Genomic DNA, 19,219 nt, shown 5'->3' on the forward strand with positions numbered 1-19,219 from the left:
TTGCATCGCTTGTCTGGACGCCCACTTCGTACCGAGCGAACCTTGGACGACTGTTAAAGCGGTGCTCAGGCCGGTTGGCCGAACCATGTGCCCAGCGCACGCACCAGCCGGCCGCGGTCATCAGCGGTGCCGAACCGATCGCGGCGGCCACTCCGAGCGGGGCGGCAGCCAGTCCGAGCGGCAGCGCGGAGGCTCCGGCCACATCCAGGGTGCCGACGACGCAGTAGAGTCCCGGCGACATGCCGGTGTGCGCTGCCGCCCTGCCGCCTGCCCCATGAACGGCAACGCGGCGATCTTCGCCGCTCCCAGTGGCAGGAATACCAGGGTCAGGACGACCGCGAGGGTGATCTGTGCGGTGCTCCCGTCGGCCGGTCTCGGCGTTCGGCGCCCAGGCGGGTGAAGTGATCGATGAGGTCGGGGGCGTCCACGGCTGCGGGGTTGACGACCTGCTCGACCGGGGCGCCCTGGAGGAGGCGTTTGACGGGGACTTCGAGTTTCTTGCCGGTGCGGGTGTGCGGGATGCCCGGCACTTCGACGATCTCGTCGGGGACGTGGCGTGGTGAGGCCCCGGTCCGGATCGTCTCGTTGATCTTCTCGCGCAGCGGGTCGTCCAGGGTCTCCCCGGCGGCGAGGACGACGAACAGCGGCATCCAGTAGCCGCCGTCGGGTTCCTCCGCGCCGATGACGAGGGCCTCGGTGATCTCGGGGAGGCGTTCGACGACGTCGTGGATGTCGGCGCTGCCCAGGCGTACGCCGTTGCGGTTCAAGGTGCTGTCGGAGCGGCCGTGGACGATCACCGAGCCGTGGCCCGTCACCGTGATCCAGTCGCCGTGCCGCCACACGCCCGGGTAGGGGGAGAAGTAGGCGTCGCGGTAGCGGGTGCCGTCCGGGTCGTTCCAGAAGTACAGCGGCATGGACGGCATCGGGCGGGTGACGACCAGTTCGCCGACCTGGTCCACGACCGGGAAGCCCTCAGCGTCGTACGCGGCCAGCGCCACGCCCAGGTGGGGTGCCGACAACTCTCCTGCCCAGACGGGGGTGTTGGGAGCGCTGCCGGCGAAGCCGGAGACGACGTCCGTGCCGCCGCTGATGGACGCGAGCAGGACGTGGTCGCCGACGTGGTCGCGGACCCAGGGGTACGCGGAGGCCGGCAGGGCGGAGCCGGTGCAGCCGACCACGCGGATCGAGGACAGGTCGTGCGCCGAGGGGTCGATGCCGAACTTGGCCATGCCCAGCAGGTACTGGGGGCTGGTGCCGAAGACGGTCACCCGGTGGCGCGCGGCCAGTTCCCACAGGACGTCGGGCTTGGCGAAGGGCGCCGGGCTGCCGTCGTACGTGCACGTGGTGGCGCCGGTCAGCAGCGTGGAGGCGACCAGGTTCCACATCATCCAGTGGGTGGTGGTGTACCACAGCAGGCGGTCGCCTGGTCCCAGGTCGGAGTGCAGGCCGAGGGTCTTCAGATGCTCCAGCAGGACGCCACCGTGGCCGTGGACGATGCCCTTGGGCAGGCCGGTGGTGCCGGAGGAGAAGACGACCCACAGGGGGTGGTCGAACGGCACCGGGGTGCAGGTGAGTTCCTCCGTGCGGGTGGCGGCGTCCTCCCACCTGACGACCAGCGACGGGTACGCCTGCGACGGCCACGGGAGGCCCACCTGGTCCACCAGGAGCGTGGCCTTCAACGTCGCCAGGGCGCCGGCGAGTTCGAGGGTGGCGTCGCGGCGGTCGTGGGTGGTGCCGTTGAAGAGGTAGCCGTCGGCGCCGATCAGGACGGTGGGTTCGAGCTGGGCGAAGCGGTCGGCGGCGGCATTGGGGGCGTAGTCCTGCCCGCACACCGACCACACGGCGCCCAGGCTCGCGGCGGCGAGGAACGCGACGATCGCGTGCGGGGTGTTGGGCAGGTAGCCCACCACGCGATCGCCCTTGCCGACGCCCAGGTCGCGCAGGGTGGCGGCGACGGAGGCGACCTGGGCACGCAGCCGGCCTCCGGCCACCTCGTAGCAGGAGCCGGTCTCGTCGAGGGCGATGATCGCCACGGCGTCGTCGGCGAGGTTGCGCAGGGCGTGGTGGGCGTAGTTGAGGGTGGCGCCGGGGAACCAGCGGGCGCCGGGCATCCGCTCCTGCGCCAGCACCTGCTCGTACGGAGTGTCCGCGTCGATGTCGAAGTACTCCCAGACCGCGCCCCAGAAGCCCTCCAGGTCGGTGACCGACCAGCGGTGCAGGGCGGCATAGTCGGAGCCGGCCATGCCGACGTGGCGGGCGAAGTCCGTGATGTGGCTGTTCGCGACGGCCTGCGGATCGGGCGTCGTGAAAGGCTCGGGCACGGTCATCGGGTGGCGCTCCTCTGCAGGCTGTTCCGGACGGTCCGTCGGGGTGGCAGGCGGCTGTGCGTGGTGTGCAGAAGGGACGCCCAGGTGGCGGTGTCGGTGAAGGCGCGGGCCCCGGCCGGGACGACGTCCATGACGACGCGGTCGGGGCGCAGCAGGACGGCGTCGGCCCGGCCGGCGCGCAGCCAGGCGGTGAGCGTGCCGTCGTCGCCGAGGCCGGTCACCGGAATCGCCCGGCCGCCGAGCGCCTGGGCGAGGGCGCTGAGCGAGGGCCAGGGTTCCGCGGCGGTCAGGACGGTGAAGGAGTCGCCCAGCACCTCGTCGAGGCGCATGCGCCGTCCCTCGGCGGTGATCCACGGTTGCGGGCAGTGGGTGCCCACCAGGCTCCTGCGCGTGCGGCGCCGGACGAGGGGCCCTGCGGTCAGGGGCGGGCTGAGGTGGCCGGCCACCGAGGTCAGGCCGGGTATGCGGCAGGCCGCGGCCAGGAGTCTTCGGCGGATCAGGGCGGCGCCGTCCTGGCCGCCGGTCATGGCCCAGCCCATGGCGACCGCGAGCTTGATCACATGCCGGGCGTGCGGCTTGCGCTCGCTCTCGTAGGTGTCCAGGAGCCGTTCGTCGGCGCCGTGCTGGACGACGCGGGCGAGCTTCCAGGTGAGGTTGTAGGCGTCCCGCAGCCCCGAACACAGTCCCTGCCCGATGAACGGCGGGGTGAGGTGGGCGGCGTCACCGAGGAGGAAGACCCGTCCGCTGCGCCATCGGTCGGCGACGCGCGCACGGAAGGTGTACCGCGCCTCGCGGATGACCTCGAAGTCCCCGTCGCAGGAGGGCGGCAGCCATGGCGCGACCAGCTCGCCGACCGGCTCCTCGGCGTCCCCGAGCCGGAACTCCCAGCGGTAGCGGTCCTCGCCGACGCGCATGAAGGTCGCCGGGCGACGCGGGTCGCAGACCTGGTCGACGCCCTCCCAGCAGCGGACGTCGGCGTTCGTGCGGACGTCGATGACGCTCCAGCGTTCCTCGAAGCGCAGGTCCTCCCACACGGCGCCGATGGCGTCGCGGGTGAGGCTGTTGGCACCGTCACAGCCGAGGACCGCCTCGGCCCACAGCTCGTGTTCGCCGTCGTCGTCGCGATAGGTCACGCACACGGGGCCGGCGGTGTCCGGGCCGACGCCGGTGACCTCCGCACCGCCGCGCAGTTCGCATTCCGGGCGCCGGGCGAGGGCGTCGCGCAGCAACCGCTCCAGCTCGGGCTGGTCGAACATGCTGGTCTGCGGGTACCCGTGATGGCCGTGCCCGGTGCGGCGGAACTCGGCCATCACCCGGTGCCGGGCGTCCAGCAGCCGCAGCCCGTTCGCCGGGCGGGCGATCGCGGTGAACTCCTCCTCCACACCCGCGGCCTGGAGGATCCTGCGGACCTCGTCGTCGCTGGCGACGGCGCGCGGGAGCGGGTAGACGCCCTGGTGGCGTTCCAGAACGACGGTGCGGACTCCGCGCCGGGCGAGGAGGAGGGCGGCGGTCACGCCCACCGGTCCGGCGCCGATGATCACCACGGGTACGTCGGCCCCGTTGCGTCGGACGGTCATGTGCGGCTCACCTCGGGGTCTCATGGGCGTCCGCGACGGGGGTTCGCTGCTCGCCGAGGTCGATCCGGCCGTCCGGGGTCGCGATCGTCGCTGTCATCACGTCGCCCGCGTGCAGATAGTGCGGGTTCTTCGCCTGGGACTTGAAGAACGCCTTCCACTTCACGGCGAGCGGCAGCAGCGCGCCGATCTTCTCCACCGGCTTCGGCGGGGCCTTCAGCGCCGTGCCGCCGGGCGTACCGGTCAGCAGCAGGTCGCCGGGGTCGAGAGTCTGGAAGCGGGCCAGCAGGGTCAGGGCCTGCGCCGGGCGGACGATCATGTCGGCGAGGGTTCGGTCCTGGCGCAGGTCGCCGTTGACGGACAACTTCAGGCGCAGATCGAGGAGATGGGCGAAGTCCTCCGGCTCCAGCAGCGCCAGGTACGGGCCGGTCGGCGTGAAGGTCGGGTACGACTTGCTCTCGTAGAACTGCGTCTTGGTCAGCTGGACATCGCGGGCGCTGACGTCGTTGGTGATCACCAGCCCGGCGACGTACGACGGCAGGTCCCGCTCCTCCACCACGGTGCCGACGGGCAGGGCCGCGCCCATGACGAGCCCGAGTTCGATCTCGTAGTCGAGGAACTTCACGTGGGAGGGCCGCACGACGGCATCGCCGGGTCCGCTGACCGAGCCGGACGCCTTGCGGAAGAAGGTGGGCGGGATGTCGCCGGTGAAGCCTGAATCGCGGGCGTGGCTACGGTAGTTGACCATCTGGGCGACCACCCGGCAGGGGGTGGTGACCGGCGAGAGGGCGACCAGGTCGGAGACGGGCGTGCCCGCCTCGGCCGACAGCGCCGCGTCCCGTACGGCGTCACGGTCGGCGATCAGCTCGGCGGTGGTGACGGCCTTGGTGTCGACGGGGACGGCCCGGTCGATGGGGGTCCCCCCTGCTCGAGCGGAGTCGAGAGCCTGGGGGAGGACCACCCACCAGCCATCGGCGGTGCGCAGGACGTTGGTGCTCATGTCGGTACTTTCGTGAGGGAGTCGGGGAGGTCAGGACTTGGCGGCCTTGAGCAGGCCCAACAGGCGCGCCGGGTCCATCTCGTTGTCGCCGCGCAGGGCCTGGACGACATCGCGGACGCGCTGGGGGGAGGGGCCGGCGCCGAGGAAGTCGCGGGTGGCCGGCGGTCCCCACTGGGCGAGGCCGGTGGCCGACAGGGGCGCCCAGCCGGGCTCGACGTCGCAGGAGAACAGGTCGCCGTCGGCGAAGTGCTCCAGCATGAAGCGGTCGGGATCGCGCCAGTAGTCGAAGAGCTGGCTGCCCTGGACGTGCCGGCCGATGCCCCAACTGCGCTGGTAGCCACGCTCCTTGAGGTACTCGCCGCCGGCGGCGATCGAGTCCAGGTCGGTGACCTGGTAGGCGGAGTGGACATAGCCGGTGCCCGGGCCCAGGTGCATGGCCAGCGTGTGATGGTCGGCCGGCACACTGCCGAGGTCGCAGCGGATGAAAGCCATGACGGGACCTCGCTCGCGCTGCCCGTCCAGGAACTGGAAGTCGGACACGATCATCCCCAGCGTGTCCAGGTACCAGTCCAGGGCCCGGCTGAACACGCGGGTCTCCAGGACGACATGCCCCAGTCGCTGGATGCGGGACGGCTCGCGCGGCGGGCGCTGTGTGGCGTTCGTACGACGGTGATCGGTGCCGAAGTTGAGCAGCAGCGGGCGTTGCTCGGGCAGCGCCGGGAGTTGCTCGCCGCAGTGCACCACCCGCACCGGGAAGCCCGAGGGATCGAGCAGGCCGACCGCCTTGCCGCCGCCCGGCACGTCCGCGTCCCGCACGTCGGAGCCGGTGGCGCGCGCCAGCCGGTCCAGATCGGCCCGCTCCGCCGCGCGGAACGCCGGGCCGATGAAACGGGACGTACGCCCGCGCCGGATCACCATGCACGGCGTGCCGGCGAAGGTGCCCCGCAGCCACAACTCGCTCTCCGTGCGCGCGGCGACCTGGAAGCCGAAGTCCCGGGCGAAGATCTCGGCCCGATCAAGGTCCGGCTTCTCGAACTCCAGCCAGGCCAGGTCCGCCACCTTGATCACGGGATTACGGGAGCGGCCGGGATGCTCCCCGCGCAGGGCGCCCTGTTCGCTGTGCAGGTCCTGGTGGGCCGTCTTGACATCGGGCCCGTGGACGCGGGTTTCAGACATGGTGCCCTCCGAGCGACATCGTCGTGATGATGAAATCATCAAGTTTGACAGTCTCGTCGTCAAGGCGTTCACGAAGGAAATGATGAATTCATCAGATCTGCTGTGGCCATCGCCTCGCGGTTAGACTCTGCGCATGTCTACGTCAGCCCCGCCCAGCAACCGGTTCGAGCGGCGCCGCGCCGAGACCCGTCGCGCGCTCATTCGCGCCGCGAGGCGGATACTCGCCGAGACGGGGGACACCAGCGCGAGCATCCAGGCGATCGCGGAGCGCGCGGACGTCGGCTTCGGCTCCTTCTACAACCACTTCGAGTCGAAGACGGAGCTGTTCGAGGCGGCGGTGGTCGACGCCCTGGAGGAGTACGGCCAGAGCTTCGACGAGCGCCTGGCCGGGATCGACGACCCGGCGGAGCTCGTCGCGGCCGGCTTCCGCCTCAGCGCCCGCATGGCCGACTCCCACCCGGAGCTGATGCAGGTCCTGCGCCGTCGCGGCCTCGGCCACATCCACTCGGACAACGGCCTGGCCCGGCGGGCACTTCGCGACCTCGAGGTCGGCATGGCCTCGGGCCGCTTCACCGCCGTCGACCCGGCGGTCGCCCTTTCCGCACTGGGCGGCACCCTGCTCTCGCTGGTGGAGCTGCGGTTCGCCCGCCCCGACCTGGACGGCGACGAGGCCGCGCTGAACCTGGCCGAGATGGTCCTGCGCATGCTGGGCGTGCCACCGGACGAAGCCCACGAGGTCGCCCGGCGCCCGCTCCCCGACTCCGCCTGAGCGCCACCTCCTGCACGCGCCTCCGGTACTTGCGCTGGTCACGTACAGCAGTCCGCCGCAGAGCCAACCGCGTCACCGTCGTCGTCGAGGGTGTCCTCGTCCTTTACGACGCCTCATGGTGCGGCTGGAGAAAGATCACTGTCTGAGGTCGATCGTGCGTACCGGCTGTCCGGTGGTCCGGGCGATGGTTTCGAAGTCGCGGTCGTAGTGCAGCAGGGTGAGGCCCGCTTCTTCGGCGGCGGCTGCGACCAGGAGGCCGACCGCGCCCGCGCTGCGGTGTTCGCCCTTCGCGGTGAGCTGCTCCTGGATCACCGGGAGCGGCGGTAGATGCCGTCCGGCATCGGACACCACACGTAGTGGGCGTCGAGTGCCGCCTTCAGCCGTGCGCGGTCCGCGGGGGAGCGGGCGGAGTAGAGGACCTCAAGTTCGGTGATGTCGCAGATCGCGACGAGGCCGGCGGCGATCCTGTCGTCCCACTCGGCCGTGTTCTGGGCGAGCAGGACGCGGGCGAGGGCGGAGGTGTCGATGAGGTAGTCGACGGTCACGGCCGGTACTGGCTCTTGTCCAGGAGGACGTCGATGTCCAGGGCCCCGTCGGCCGCCAGTTGCCGGGCGTCTTCGAGTGCGCGCAGACGCCGGTAACGAGCGGTGACCTCGCGCAGGGCGGTGTTGATCGTGTCGCGCTTGGTGGTGGTACCGAGTTCCCTGGCGGCTGCTTCCAGTGCCTCGTCGTCGAGGTCGATGACAGTCCGGCTCACAGCGACTCCCCGTGTACACGTTGGCGTATATCAGTGTAACTGATCCCTTATATAAGTTGCGGCGGTCAAGGCGACCGCAGCGTCAGCATCCCCGCACGGCTGCCGCTCCGGAAGGAGGCCGGACCCCTCGGGGACCTCCGCAACGGCATCACTCGCGACGCGACGGGATCTCTCAGCCTCCATGCCGGGGTGGGATGTGGAGGCATCCCACCCCGGCCGGGGATCATCGGAGGTACTTCGCCGGCTTGGTGGCGGCGTTGAGGAGGTGCTCCAGGGGGCCTCGGCGGAAGAAGCGGGACCAGATCGCGGCGAACACGGTCGCCCCGAGGACGAACATGATCAGCGGCACCCAGGACTGCTGGGTGGTGGTCCCGGCGGGCACGGACAGTGCGGACTGGGCGAGGAAGTGGCCGACGTAGGCGGTCAGGGACATGGTGCCCACGGCGATGACCGGTTTCGCCAGGCGGCGCAGTCGCGGCAGGCGGTGCATCGCCACCGTCGCGCCCACGATCACGAGGATCGCGACTCCGACGCTGCCGATGATGTCGAACGTGGTGCCGCTGTGCGGCCCGGCCGCCAGGAGCGACGACGCCGGCATGTCGGGGAACGACCCGCCGTCGAGGGGTATCGACCCGGAGCCGCCGGACGACGGCCCGTCTTCCGCGAGGCTCCGCAACGCGTCCTTGCCGGCGAGCAGCAGGGACACGCCGTACGCGGTCACGGTGAGGGCGGCACCGAGGGCGGCGAGGCGCCGCTGGACCGTACCGGAGGACAGGTCGAGGCGGCCGAGTGCCATGCCCGCGATCACGAGGGACATCCAGGTGAGCGCCGGGTAGAAGCCGGTGAGCAGCAGATCGAGCACTCCCACCTCGCTGAGGCGGCGGAGCGGGTCGTAGGCGTTGATGCTCTGCTGGACCGACTCGCTCGGCATCGAGGTCAAGACGAACGCCAGCTGCGGTGTGACGAGGGCGAGCGCGGCCGCGATGATCGCGAGGGTCCTGGCGCGCAGTCGCACCAGGGGCAGGGCGAGGAGGAAGTAGACCCCGTAGAAGCCGAGGATGATGACTCCTCCGTACTCCATCGCCATCGCGGTGCCCAGCGCCAGCAGGACCACGGCGCGGATCGCGATGCGGGCCCTGGCCTGCCGGCCGGCCAGGCCGGTCTTGGGCTCGCGGCGGCCGGCGATCAGCATCAGTGAGAACCCGGCGAGGGTGGCGAACAGGACCGACGAGTGACCCTCCGATATGTACCGGATCCAGCTGGCGACGCCGGTCGTGGCGGACAGCGGGGGGCCGATGTGCACGACATACATGCCGAACACGGCCAGCGCGCGGGCCAGGTCCACCCCGACGAGGCGTCCCATCGAGGGGCCGGGCGAGGCCGGCCCGGCGGAGTCGGGTGAGGACCGGGGCCGCGGAGGCGAGTTCTCCTGCGGGGCTGACGTCTCCTGCGGCGGCTGTGTCTGTGTCATACGGCGAATCTCGCGTGCCCGCACAGGGGCGGACCATCCGGCAGTCTTCGGTGACGGCCCCGCCGGTCGGCGGGTACCGCTCTGCCGACCGGCGGAGTCCCGGTCCGGCCGGTCCGGCGCGACCGGACTGACGTGTCAGCTCGTCACGCGGAAGGTGGCGTCGCCGCGGGCCGTGGCGGTGGTGACGGGGTCGAGCCGGAGTTCGTAGGCGTAGTGGCGGATGTACCGGTCGGGGAAGTTGTACGACCGGAACGACGACCAGCCCGAGTCGGCGAGGCCGGCGACCTGGCGGAAGGTGGCGTCCGCGGCGAACCGGGTGGTGCCGTCGTTGTGGGCCAGTCGGAAGTCGTGGTTCGCGTGCCGCAGGAAGTAGCCGGGGAAGTTCACCGACTCGAACGAGACGGTCCCGGAGCCCGCCAGGCCGGGGCGCAGCCTGAACCGGGCGTCCGGACCGCTGATGTTCTGGTCGATGCGCACGTCGAAGTCGGCGTGCCGCACGTACCGGTCCTGGAAGTTGTACGACTGGAGCCGGTTGACCGGGGTGCCGGCCCAACGGGCGTGGACGCGCGCCTCCTCGGCGGCCGTCAGGTTCAGGATCGAGCCGTGCCGCTTCTTGGTGCCGCCCATGGAGTAGCTTCCCGATGCCGGGAGTCGGTAGGTGCCGGTGGCGGACGGGTCGGGAGTCAGGACGGGCAGGTAGCCGCGACCGGAGGCGTACTGGTCGAGGTAGAGGGTCCACTCGCCGCGGTCGCGGAACTTCATCCACATCGGGCCCTCGACCTGGGAGCCGGTGAGTCCGATGCCGGAGAGGTTGCCGAGGTTGGTCCACGTACCGAGGATCGAGTCGCTGCCTTCGATGGTGATCTGACCGTCACCGGAGGCCCGCACGTAGCGGAAACCGCCGACGCCGGCCGGCATCTCGACGATCTGGGTGTCGATGATCTCCTGGGTGCCGGGGCGCTCGATGTAGACCTGCGGGGTGGTGATGGAGCGGAAGTCGCTGGTGCGGGCGTAGTAGACGCGGTGCTTCGTCGCGCCGTCGAGGGGCTTGTTCGTCGCCCAGTACAGGACGTAGTCGTTGGTCGCCGGGTTCCATATCGCCTCCGGCGCCCAGGCGTTGCGCCCGTCGGGGATCGCGCCGGCGACGTTCAGCAACCACGGCTGCGACCAGGTGACCAGGTCCGCGGACTCCCACACCACAAGACTGCGGCTGCCGTCGTTGATGGCCTGGCTCCACGTCTGCCCGCAGCCGATGCACAGGTCGGTCGCGATGATCCAGTACCGGCTCCCGTCGGGAGAGCGCACCAGTGCGGGGTCGCGGACGCCGCGTGTGCCGACCGTGGAGCGCAGAGCCATCCCGCCGCCGCCCAGATCCGTCCAGTTCAGGCCGTCCGAGCTGTGCGAGAAGTAGATCTGCTGACCGGTCGCTCCCTCACCGATGAAGTGCGTCATCAGGTAACCCGGGTCGGCGGCGGCCGCCCGGTCCGGCGCGGTCAGGGCGTGGCCTGTGAAGAGCAGGCATGCGGCGAGGAATATCGCCGACAGGCGGACGCGGAGCGCGGACATGTGCATCTCCTGTCTTTCCGTGAACGCCACCGAAGGCCTCCGGAGGCCACCACCGGGCGAGGAGTGGCCTTCGTGGCCAACTCGCTTTCCACCCCGCCGAGTTGTGCGACATATCGAATGGCGTTCGAAGAATCGGGCAGACATTAGGTGGGGAGAACCGGGTGCGTCAATACGTCCGACCGGCTCCGGGCGCCACAACTTCCGTTCGTGACCGACGTGTTGACTGGGGCGAGTGCAGACCCTATGTTCTGGCCGAGTTCGCGAACGGCGTTCGAAATGCCGAAGGGGTGTGCGCGGGCGGTATCTCCGCACCACCAGCACCAGAGGGAGTGTCCCGTGAGGTCTTCGCTCACCCGCCGAACGGTCCTCGGCATGATCGCCGGCTCGGCCGCGGCGACCGCCACCGGCGTCCCGGCCGCCGGTACCGCACACGCCGCCGTGCCCACGTCACCCGGTGTGACGTACACGAACACCATCGCCGAGCGGCGGGCCGACCCGCACATCTTCCGGCACACCGACGGTTTCTACTACTTCACCGCCACCGTGCCGGAGTACGACCGGATCGTGCTGCGCCGGGCCACCACGATCCAGGGGCTCACGTCGGCCGCCGAGACGAGCATCTGGACGAAGCACTCCACCGGCGAGATGGGCGCCCACATCTGGGCTCCGGAGATTCACTTCATCGACGGCAAGTGGTACGTCTACTTCGCCGCGGGCGCCGCGAACGACATCTGGAGGATCCGTCCCTACGTCCTGGAGTGCACGGCAGCGAACCCGGTCACGGGCACCTGGACGGAGAAGGGCCGTATCGCGCTGCCGCTGGACACCTTCTCCCTGGACGCGACGACCTTCGCCGTCAACGGCACCCGCTACCTCGCCTGGGCGCAGCACGACCCCGCCGTCGGACGCGGCACCAACCTGTACATGGCGCGGATGTCCAGCCCGTGGGCCATCACCGGCACACCGGTCATGATCAGCCGGCCGACCGCCTCCTGGGAGACCGCCGGAGGCGAGACGGTCAACGAGGGCCCGGCCGTGATCCAGCGGGGCGGCAAGGTCTTCATGACCTTCTCGGCCAGTGCCACCGACGCCAACTACTGCATGGGCCTGCTGACCGCGTCCGCCTCGGCCGACCTGCTGAACGCGTCGTCGTGGACGAAGACCGGGCGCCCGGTCTTCGCCAGCAACGCCGCCACCAGCCAGTACGGCCCCGGGCACAACCAGTTCACGGTCTCCGAGGACGGCAGGTCGGACATCCTCGTCTACCACGACCGCGGCTACAAGGACATCAGCGGTGCCCCGCTCAACGACCCCAACCGCCGCACCCGCGTGCAGAAGATCTACTGGAAGGCCGACGGCACACCCGACTTCGGCATTCCGGTCGCCGACGGTCCCACCCCGATCCGGCTCTCCTCGTACAACTTCCCCGACCGGTTCGTCCGGCACTGGGAATACCGCGCCAGGATCGAGCCGAACGTCTCGCCGCTGGCCGACTCGCAGTTCCGTGTCGTGACCGGTCTCGCCGGCGCCGGCACCGTCTCCCTGGAGTCGGCGAACTTTCCCGGCTACTTCCTGCGCCACAGGAACCACGACGTGTGGGTGGAGAAGAACGACGGGACGTCGCTGTTCGCCGGTGACGCCTCCTTCAGCGCCCGGGCCGGTCTCGCGGACTCCGCCGGAGTCTCGTACGAGTCGTACAACCTCCCGGGCCGCTACATCCGCCACTACGACTACCTGCTGCGGGTCCAGGCTCTCAGCACGGCGACCGACCGGGCCGACGCCACCTTCCATACCCAGTGAGCCGCAAGCGGAGGGAACAACAGTGAGGGTCCCGGTCAGTCCGCGCTGAGGGGTATCCGCAGCCGGACCCGGTAGCCGCCCTCGGCGGTCGGGCCCGCGTCCAGGGTGCCGTGCAGGATCTCGGCCCGCTCCCGCAGGCCGACCAAGCCCTGCCGCGAACCGGGCAGGGACAGGGAGGGGCGTGTGGGAGGGGTGTTGGTGACGGTCACTCCGACGTCGGCGCCGTCCTGCCACAGCTCGACTTGCGCCGTGGCGCCGGGGGCGTGCTTGCGGACGTTGGTCAGCGCCTCCTGGACCGTGCGGTAGAGGGCCCGCTGCGCGGGTGTGCCCACCGCGGAGGGAAGCTCGCCCGACAGTTCCGTGTGAGTGCCGCTGGATTCCACCAGTGTGCGCAGGTCGCCCAGGGTGGGCTGAGGCGTCAGCTCCGTGGCGTGGCCGCCGGAGGCGCGCAGCAGCGTGACCATGGTGCGCAGTTCGTCGAGGGTGGTGACGCTCAGCGAACGGATCGTGCGGGCGGCCTCTTTCGCGTCCGCGTCCTTGGTGGCGACCTGCAACGCCCCGGCGCGTACGGCGATGAGGCTGACCTGGTGGGAGACCACGTCGTGCATCTCGCGGGCCAGCTGGGCGCGTTCGCGGGCGAGCACCGCCTGGGCGTGCAGCGCCCGCTCGTGTTCCCTCGCCTCCTCGATCTCGACAAGCCGCCGCGCCAGGTCCCGGCGCGCCTGGAGAAGCTGTGCGATGAGGACCGGTGCGGCGGCGGTCGCCAGGCCGTAGACGAAGGTGAGCAGCGTCATGGTCCGGCCGACCTCGGCGAGGCCGGCCAGTGGCCACGGAGTGCTGTTCGCGACCGCGGTCAGGGCGACGCACGCGGCGAGGAGGGGGCGGTTGCGGGAGCGTTCGGCCAGGGTGAACAGCGCCGCCAGCGGAGCGACGGCGACAGGCTGTGTCAGCGAGATGGGCAGGGTGAGCAGGAACACGCCGAGCGGGAACCGGCGCCGGAAGGCCAAGGCGGCGCAGCCGAGCGTGGCCAGCGCGATACCGAGGCGCGTGTCGTCCAGCAGGTTCAGCCGCAGATCCACGGCCGCCGCCCCCACCAGGGCGAGGTCGGCGACCGGCGCGGGCACACGGTCCCGCAGTGCCCGGGCACGTCTCACCGTCCGGCCCTCGCCCGTGGGTGCTCGTCGAGCAGTCCGGCCCGCTGCGCCAGCAGCGCGGCCCGCACCCGGCTCGACACCCGTAGCTTGGCGAGGATGGCGCTGACGTGGTCCTTGACCGTGCCGGCACCCAGGTGGACGCGCGCCCCGATGTCGGCGTTCGACAGGCCCTCCGCCACCAGGACGAGGACGTCGCGTTCGCGGGCGGTGAGCAGCCGGACCCGTGCGGCGTCCTCGTCGGCGGCCGCCCGGCTGCCGGGGTGGCTGTGCAGCAGGGTCCGCGACGCCTTGGGGGAGAGCACCACGCCGCCCGCCGCCAGGGTGCGCACCAGGTGGGCGAGCTGGTCCGGTTCGGTGTCCTTGAGCAGGAAACCCGCCGCGCCGGAATGCAGCGCGGTCAGGATGTACTCGTCGGCGTCGAACGTGGTCAGCATCGCCACCACCGGCGGGTCCGGCATCGTGCGCAGCTCGCGCAGCACGGTGAGCCCGTCGACGTCCGGCATCCGGATGTCCAGCAGAACCACGTCCGGCCGCTCCCGGCGGACCGTTTCCACGGCCTGGCCACCGCTCGCGGTCGCGACGACCTCGATGTCCTCGGACGCGCCCAGAATGAGCTCGAAACCCGAGCGGACCAGTGCCTCGTCGTCCACCACCACTACCCGGATCACGCGCTCCGCCTCATCCTCGTTCATGCTGTCCGGCCCATGCCGACTCGACCCTAAAGCCAGGAGGGGCCCCGGTGGCCCGGCGAGCGGCAGCTCCGGGCCACACGGCGGGGTGGCTCCCGCCAGTCGGCAGGGGGGACGGGCAGTCGGCCGCTCACGGACAGTGGCGGACGGGTAAGGACTCCACGGCGTGGAGATCGGTCAGCGCAGCAGGAGTTGCACGATGGCGACGACGCCGACGGCGACGATGACGGCCCTCAGGGCGGTGCGCGAGAGCCGGCGGCCGACCCCGGCGCCGATCTGCCCGCCGAGGGCGGAGCCGACGGCGATCAGCAGGACCGCTGTCCAGTCGAACTCTGCGACGAACAGGAAGAAGCAGGCGGCGACACCGTTGACGACGGCCGCGAGAACGTTCTTGACGGCGTTGACGCGTTGCAGGTCATCGTCGAGGAGCAGGCTCATCAACGAGAGATAGATGATCCCTTGGGCGGCGCCGAAGTAGCCGCCGTACGCGCTGGCGAGGAGCAGTCCGACCAGGAGGACAGGTCCGCCGTACGTGCGGCCGGCTGCGCCGTCGTTCTCGCGGCGGCGCTGCAGGGCTCTGGCGAGGCGGGGCTGGAACAGGACGAGGACGAGCGCGAGGGCGATCAGGACGGGGACGATCGTGTCGAAGGCCTCGGAGGGCAGGGCGAGCAGGAGGATGGCGCCGCCGAGTCCGCCGATGAGGGCGGTGGTGCCGAGGACGAGTGCGCGGCGGCCCTGTCCGCGGAGTTCGGCGCGATACCCGATGGCCCCGCTGATGGCGCCGGGGACGAGGCCGAGCGTGTTGGAGACGTTGGCGGTGATCGGCGGCAGGCCGATGGCCAGCAGCACCGGGAAGGTGATCAGGGTGCCGGAGCCGACGACGGTGTTGATCGCGCCGGCTCCGATGCCCGCCGCGAAGACGGCCAGTGCTTCCCAGACGGACAAGGCCATCTCCCTACGTGATCAGCGTGTCGCCTCCCCGCCGCTCGGGGGCGGTCAACGGCTCGCCTTGATCATGCACGATCAAACTGCCGCGCCGCATCGCCCGGCGCCGGTCTGCTGACCAGCAACGGTGTGGACACGATGCGCCCGTCCCCCTCCACAAGCATGGATACCGGGCGGTAATGTCGCCCCCCGCCGGACGGCACGAGACGGCGGAGTGAGCACGAAGGGGTCCTCATGGCGACGGACATGCCTGCTGAGACAGAGGCGGCCATAGCTGCTGGGACGGAGCCGGACCACGAGCGCTGGCAGCGTATGTGGGGCCACCGCGAGCAGTTGCTCAAGGTGGCCCGGCGCAGGTCGATGAGCCAGGAGGACGCCGAGGACGCCGTGCACGAGGCGATGCTGCGCGCCGCCGAGCGCCCGGACCTCGACGACGAGCGCCTCGGCGCCTGGCTGACGACCGTCACCATGCGGCTGTGCTTCGACCGGTACCGGCAGGTCAACCGCGAGGCCCAGGTGCGCACCAGCCCCACGCTGGTCGCGCCGGGCCCGGTGCCCGTCGAGGAGGCGGTGTGCGACCGGGCCGAGGCGAAGTGGCTGGCCGTGCGCAGCGGGGAACTGCCCGCCCGGCAGGCGGAGGCGCTGCGGCTCAAGTCCGAGGACCTGGACGTCGGCCAGGTCGCCGTGCGGATGGGGCTGAGCTACCGGACGGTCGAGTCGCTGCTCGCCCGGGCCCGGCGGACGCTGCGCGCCTCGCTGGCCGGGACGCTCGGGGTCGTGGTGTTCCTGCTCGGCCGCGGACGGCCGCGGGGAGGCGGGAAGGCGCAGGCCGTGGCCGTCGCGTCGACGGCGGCGACCCTGGTGGTGGCGGGGTTCGTGCTGCCGTACACGCTCGACGGCGGCGGGGGAGGGGGCGGTCCGGCTCCGCGGGCCTCCGTTTCCGGGCCCCCGGAGACGGTCACGGTCGACGGGGACGGTGAGGCGCGGCGTGCGCCGGAGCCGCGCCGGTCGTCGCCCGTGTCCGCGGCTCCCGGCGATCGCCCGACGGGATCGGCGGCCGGCGGCGGGCCGGTGCTGCCGCTGTCCGTGCCGTCCCTGCCCGAGGCCTCGGTGCCCTCGCTTCCGGAACTGCCGGCGCCGGAGGTTCCCGGCGTTCCCCGGATTCCCGAGGTCACCGATGCGCCCGGGCTGCCGGGCACGCCGGACGCACCGGACATGACCGACCTGCCGGATCCGCCGCTCGAGTCCGCCGTTCCGTCGCTGACGCCCGTGTCGTCGACGTCGCCGGTTCCTGGCACCTCCGTCGTACCGCCCGGCGTGTAGGACAGCCCGCACCGCCGTCCGCGACCCCCGCCACGAACCGGCCCGGAAACCCGTCGGAAAAAAACCGGTCACCTCGCGACGGACGCCCCGCCCCTCCCCGTAGAGCAGATGTCGGAGCTGCTCCACGGCTGAAGGGTGGACCGGATGGGCGTCGAGATCTGTGTGGAAGGGCTGACCAAGTCCTTCGGTCACCAGGTCATCTGGCAGGACGTCTCGCTGACCCTGCCCGCCGGGGAGGTGTCGGTCATGCTCGGCCCCTCGGGCACGGGCAAGTCGGTGTTCCTCAAGACGCTCGTCGGGCTGCTGAAGCCGGAACGCGGCTCGATCACGATCCAGGGCAGGGACATCACCAGGCTCCGCGAGCACGACCTGTACGAGGTGCGGAAGCTGTTCGGGGTGCTGTTCCAGGACGGCGCGCTGTTCGGCTCGATGAACCTGTACGACAACATCGCCTTCCCGCTGCGCGAGCACACCCGCAAGTCCGAGAGCCAGATCCGGCGCATCGTGCTGGAGAAGATGGACATGGTCGGGCTGATCGGCGCCGAGGGGAAACTGCCCGGCGAGATCTCCGGCGGTATGCGCAAGCGGGCCGGACTGGCGCGGGCCCTGGTGCTGGATCCCGAGATCATCCTGTTCGACGAGCCCGACTCGGGCCTCGACCCCGTACGCGTCGCCTACCTCAACCAGCTGATCGTCGACCTCAACGCGCAGATCGACGCCACCTTCCTGATCGTCACGCACGACATCGCCTCGGCCCGCCAGGTGCCGGACAACATCGGACTGCTGTTCCGGCGTGAGCTGGTGATGTTCGGCCCGCGCGAGGAGCTGCTGACCAGCGACGAGCCCGTGGTGCGCCAGTTCCTGAACGGCCGGATGCAGGGGCCGATCGGCATGGCCGAGGAGAAGGACGCCGCGCAGGTCGAGCAGGAACTGGCACAGCTCGGCGACGCCGGGCACACCACGACGCCCGGCAGTCAGGAACTCCCTCCCCGCCTGCTGCCGGGCCCGGGCATCACCAGACCGGCCCGCTGGCAGGCCATCGCGGAGCGGGAGGGCGCACTGCGCCGGAGGGAGGTGGCCGGAGCGTGAGCCTGTCGCCGACCGGAGCGCTGCGGCACTCGGGCAACCTGTTCGCGATGGCGCTGGACGTCGTGCGGACCATCCCCCGGCGGCCCTTCCAGGCCCGGGAGTTCATCCAGCAGGCCTGGTTCGTCGCGAGCGTCACCATCCTGCCCACGGCCCTGGTGTCGATCCCCTTCGGGGCGGTCATCGCCCTGCAGATCGGCAGCCTGACCCGGCAGCTCGGCGCCCAGTCCTTCGCGGGCGCCGCCTCCGTCCTCGCCGTCCTGCGGGAGGCCTCGCCGATCGTCACCGCACTGCTGATCGCGGGCGCGGGCGGCACCGCGATCTGCGCGGACCTCGGAGCCCGCAAGATCCGGGACGAGATCGACGCGATGCAGGTGCTCGGCATCGACCCCATCCACCGGCTGGTCGTACCCCGCGTACTGGCCTCCATGGTGGTGGCCGTGCTGCTCAACGGCCTGGTGTCGGTGGTGGGCGTGGCCGGCGGCTACTTCTTCAACGTGATCCTCCAGAACGGCACGCCCGGCGCCTACCTGGCGTCCTTCACCACCCTCGCCCAGCTCTCCGACCTGTGGGCGGCGGAGGTGAAGGCCCTGGTGTTCGGGGCGATCGCCGGGATCGTCGCCTCGTACAAGGGGCTCACCGCGAAAGGCGGCCCCAAGGGCGTCGGCGACGCGGTCAACCAGTCCGTGGTGATCACCTTCATGTTGCTGTTCGTGACGAACTTCGTGATGACCGCCGTGTACTTCCAAGTCGTTCCGCAGAGGGGCTGAGGCATGGCGCTGTTGCAACGTCTGGAGGAACTGGGCACCCAGCTCTCCTTCTACGGCCGCTCGCTCGCCTGGACGGGCCGCACGCTGCGCCGCTACAAGAAGGAGATCGTCCGGCTGCTCGCCGAGGTGAGCTTCGGACGCGGGGCACTGGCCGTCGTCGGCGGCACGGTCGGCGTCATCGCCTTCCTGTCGTTCTTCACCGGCACCGAGGTGGGCCTGCAGGGCTACGCGGCCCTCAACCAGCTCGGCACCTCCAACTTCGTGGCCTTCCTGTCGGCGTACTTCAACACCCGGGAGATCGCCCCGCTGGTGGCCGGGCTCGCCCTGTCCGCCACGGTCGGCGCCGGGTTCACCGCACAGCTCGGAGCGATGCGGATCAGTGAGGAGACCGACGCCCTGGAGGTGATGGGCGTTCCCTCGCTGCCGTTCCTGGTGACCACCAGGATGATCGCCGGTTTCGTCGCCGTGATCCCGCTGTACGTGATCGGCCTGCTGTCCTCCTACCTCGCCGCCCGCACCATCACCACCGTCTACTACGGGCAGTCGACCGGCACCTACGACCACTACTTCCAGCAGTACCTGCCGCCCGTCGACGTGCTGTGGTCCTTCGGCAAGGTGATCGTCTTCGCCGTACTGATCATCCTGGTGCACTGCTACTACGGCTACTACGCGAGCGGCGGACCCGCCGGGGTCGGCGTCGCGGTGGGCCGCGCGGTACGGACCTCGATCGTCGCCGTCAACGTTCTCGACTTCTTCCTGAGCCTCGCGATCTGGGGCGCCAACACGACCGTACGGATCGCGGGGTGAGACCG

16 protein-coding genes and 1 pseudogene are annotated in these 19,219 nt (G+C 70.9%); 6 read left to right on the top strand and 11 right to left on the bottom strand.

Annotated elements, in window-relative coordinates; translation table 11 throughout:
• Nucleotides 1-326: 326 nt before the first annotated feature.
• Genes IE212_RS09210 through IE212_RS09225 form a run of 4 tightly spaced genes read right to left on the bottom strand, consistent with a single transcriptional unit; the run spans nucleotide 327 to nucleotide 6,077 of the window.
• Nucleotides 327-2,327 (bottom strand): acetoacetate--CoA ligase, encoded by a 2,001-nt coding sequence (locus IE212_RS09210; RefSeq protein ID WP_190197236.1) that lies wholly within the window; start codon nucleotides 2,325-2,327, stop codon nucleotides 327-329.
• Nucleotides 2,324-3,904, bottom strand: a complete 1,581-nt coding sequence (gene mhpA / locus IE212_RS09215) for a bifunctional 3-(3-hydroxy-phenyl)propionate/3-hydroxycinnamic acid hydroxylase MhpA (RefSeq protein WP_190197237.1) — start codon at nucleotides 3,902-3,904, stop codon at nucleotides 2,324-2,326. The genes IE212_RS09210 and mhpA overlap by 4 nt, the downstream gene beginning before the upstream one ends.
• 7 nt (nucleotides 3,905-3,911) lie before the next feature.
• On the bottom strand, nucleotides 3,912-4,901 hold the full coding sequence (locus IE212_RS09220) for a fumarylacetoacetate hydrolase family protein (protein WP_190197238.1): 990 nt from the start codon (nucleotides 4,899-4,901) through the stop codon (nucleotides 3,912-3,914).
• Between the two features lie 30 nt (nucleotides 4,902-4,931).
• On the bottom strand, nucleotides 4,932-6,077 hold the full coding sequence (locus tag IE212_RS09225; protein ID WP_190197239.1) for a VOC family protein: 1,146 nt from the start codon (nucleotides 6,075-6,077) through the stop codon (nucleotides 4,932-4,934).
• Nucleotides 6,078-6,210: 133 nt separating this feature from the next.
• Between IE212_RS09225 and IE212_RS09230 the strand changes: the two genes are divergently transcribed.
• Nucleotides 6,211-6,846, top strand: coding sequence for a TetR/AcrR family transcriptional regulator (locus tag IE212_RS09230; RefSeq protein WP_190197240.1), 636 nt, complete (start codon nucleotides 6,211-6,213; stop codon nucleotides 6,844-6,846).
• Nucleotides 6,847-6,981: 135 nt separating this feature from the next.
• Here the strand turns inward: IE212_RS09230 and IE212_RS09235 are convergent.
• The 4 genes and pseudogenes from IE212_RS09235 to IE212_RS09250 form a co-directional block, all read right to left on the bottom strand.
• A pseudogene (locus tag IE212_RS09235) lies at nucleotides 6,982-7,391 on the bottom strand (PIN domain nuclease).
• Complete coding sequence (locus IE212_RS09240) at nucleotides 7,388-7,603, bottom strand: type II toxin-antitoxin system VapB family antitoxin (RefSeq protein WP_190197241.1); 216 nt, start codon at nucleotides 7,601-7,603, stop codon at nucleotides 7,388-7,390. The pseudogene IE212_RS09235 and the gene IE212_RS09240 overlap by 4 nt, the downstream one beginning before the upstream one ends.
• A 223-nt stretch (nucleotides 7,604-7,826) precedes the next feature.
• The gene (locus IE212_RS09245; RefSeq protein WP_190197242.1) at nucleotides 7,827-9,074 is read right to left on the bottom strand and encodes a DUF418 domain-containing protein; all 1,248 of its coding nucleotides are present in this window, start codon (nucleotides 9,072-9,074) and stop codon (nucleotides 7,827-7,829) included.
• 135 nt (nucleotides 9,075-9,209) lie between these two features.
• On the bottom strand, nucleotides 9,210-10,640 hold the full coding sequence (locus tag IE212_RS09250) for a glycoside hydrolase family 43 protein (RefSeq protein WP_190197243.1): 1,431 nt from the start codon (nucleotides 10,638-10,640) through the stop codon (nucleotides 9,210-9,212).
• Between the two features lie 372 nt (nucleotides 10,641-11,012).
• On the opposite strand from IE212_RS09250, the gene IE212_RS09255 reads away from it, so the two are divergent.
• Entirely contained in the window at nucleotides 11,013-12,440 is a 1,428-nt protein-coding gene (locus IE212_RS09255; RefSeq protein ID WP_190197366.1) for a family 43 glycosylhydrolase, read from the top strand.
• Between the two features lie 35 nt (nucleotides 12,441-12,475).
• On the opposite strand, the gene IE212_RS09260 is transcribed toward IE212_RS09255, so the two are convergent.
• The 3 genes from IE212_RS09260 to IE212_RS09270 all read right to left on the bottom strand — a co-directional run bounded on the left by IE212_RS09260 (nucleotide 12,476) and on the right by IE212_RS09270 (nucleotide 15,234).
• Nucleotides 12,476-13,594 carry a sensor histidine kinase gene (locus tag IE212_RS09260; RefSeq protein ID WP_190197244.1) on the bottom strand — a complete coding sequence of 373 codons (1,119 nt, stop codon included), beginning with the start codon at nucleotides 13,592-13,594 and terminating at the stop codon, nucleotides 12,476-12,478.
• Entirely contained in the window at nucleotides 13,591-14,286 is a 696-nt protein-coding gene (locus IE212_RS09265) for a response regulator (RefSeq protein WP_190197245.1), read from the bottom strand. Before IE212_RS09265 ends, IE212_RS09260 begins: the two co-directional genes overlap by 4 nt.
• A gap of 174 nt (nucleotides 14,287-14,460) precedes the next feature.
• Nucleotides 14,461-15,234 (bottom strand): sulfite exporter TauE/SafE family protein, encoded by a 774-nt coding sequence (locus IE212_RS09270; protein ID WP_190197246.1) that lies wholly within the window; start codon nucleotides 15,232-15,234, stop codon nucleotides 14,461-14,463.
• A 240-nt stretch (nucleotides 15,235-15,474) separates the two neighbouring features.
• Between IE212_RS09270 and IE212_RS09275 the strand changes: the two genes are divergently transcribed.
• The 4 genes from IE212_RS09275 to IE212_RS09290 all read left to right on the top strand — a co-directional run bounded on the left by IE212_RS09275 (nucleotide 15,475) and on the right by IE212_RS09290 (nucleotide 19,214).
• Entirely contained in the window at nucleotides 15,475-16,551 is a 1,077-nt protein-coding gene (locus IE212_RS09275) for an RNA polymerase sigma factor (protein ID WP_229864161.1), read from the top strand.
• A gap of 144 nt (nucleotides 16,552-16,695) precedes the next feature.
• Entirely contained in the window at nucleotides 16,696-17,640 is a 945-nt protein-coding gene (locus IE212_RS09280) for an ABC transporter ATP-binding protein (RefSeq protein ID WP_190197248.1), read from the top strand.
• Nucleotides 17,637-18,407 (top strand): MlaE family ABC transporter permease, encoded by a 771-nt coding sequence (locus IE212_RS09285; protein ID WP_009313612.1) that lies wholly within the window; start codon nucleotides 17,637-17,639, stop codon nucleotides 18,405-18,407. Before IE212_RS09280 ends, IE212_RS09285 begins: the two co-directional genes overlap by 4 nt.
• A gap of 3 nt (nucleotides 18,408-18,410) precedes the next feature.
• A complete protein-coding gene (locus IE212_RS09290; RefSeq protein ID WP_190197249.1) occupies nucleotides 18,411-19,214 on the top strand; it encodes an MlaE family ABC transporter permease in 804 nt (267 codons plus the stop codon).
• The last annotated feature ends 5 nt before the right edge of the window (nucleotides 19,215-19,219 follow it).

The organism is Streptomyces djakartensis (assembly GCF_014651075.1).
GTDB lineage: Bacteria > Actinomycetota > Actinomycetes > Streptomycetales > Streptomycetaceae > Streptomyces > Streptomyces djakartensis.

Excerpts from the sequence above, each read along its gene's own strand:
- IE212_RS09210 (WP_190197236.1), bottom strand. The coding sequence starts at position 2,327 with ATGACCGTGCCCGAGCCTTTCACGACGCCCGATCCGCAGGCCGTCGCG.
- mhpA (WP_190197237.1), bottom strand. The coding sequence starts at position 3,904 with ATGACCGTCCGACGCAACGGGGCCGACGTACCCGTGGTGATCATCGGC.
- IE212_RS09220 (WP_190197238.1), bottom strand. The coding sequence starts at position 4,901 with ATGAGCACCAACGTCCTGCGCACCGCCGATGGCTGGTGGGTGGTCCTC.
- IE212_RS09225 (WP_190197239.1), bottom strand. The coding sequence starts at position 6,077 with ATGTCTGAAACCCGCGTCCACGGGCCCGATGTCAAGACGGCCCACCAG.
- IE212_RS09230 (WP_190197240.1), top strand. The coding sequence starts at position 6,211 with ATGTCTACGTCAGCCCCGCCCAGCAACCGGTTCGAGCGGCGCCGCGCC.
- IE212_RS09245 (WP_190197242.1), bottom strand. The coding sequence starts at position 9,074 with ATGACACAGACACAGCCGCCGCAGGAGACGTCAGCCCCGCAGGAGAAC.
- IE212_RS09250 (WP_190197243.1), bottom strand. The coding sequence starts at position 10,640 with ATGTCCGCGCTCCGCGTCCGCCTGTCGGCGATATTCCTCGCCGCATGC.
- IE212_RS09255 (WP_190197366.1), top strand. The coding sequence starts at position 11,013 with ATGATCGCCGGCTCGGCCGCGGCGACCGCCACCGGCGTCCCGGCCGCC.
- IE212_RS09265 (WP_190197245.1), bottom strand. The coding sequence starts at position 14,286 with ATGAACGAGGATGAGGCGGAGCGCGTGATCCGGGTAGTGGTGGTGGAC.
- IE212_RS09270 (WP_190197246.1), bottom strand. The coding sequence starts at position 15,234 with ATGGCCTTGTCCGTCTGGGAAGCACTGGCCGTCTTCGCGGCGGGCATC.
- IE212_RS09275 (WP_229864161.1), top strand. The coding sequence starts at position 15,475 with ATGCCTGCTGAGACAGAGGCGGCCATAGCTGCTGGGACGGAGCCGGAC.
- IE212_RS09280 (WP_190197248.1), top strand. The coding sequence starts at position 16,696 with ATGGGCGTCGAGATCTGTGTGGAAGGGCTGACCAAGTCCTTCGGTCAC.
- IE212_RS09290 (WP_190197249.1), top strand. The coding sequence starts at position 18,411 with ATGGCGCTGTTGCAACGTCTGGAGGAACTGGGCACCCAGCTCTCCTTC.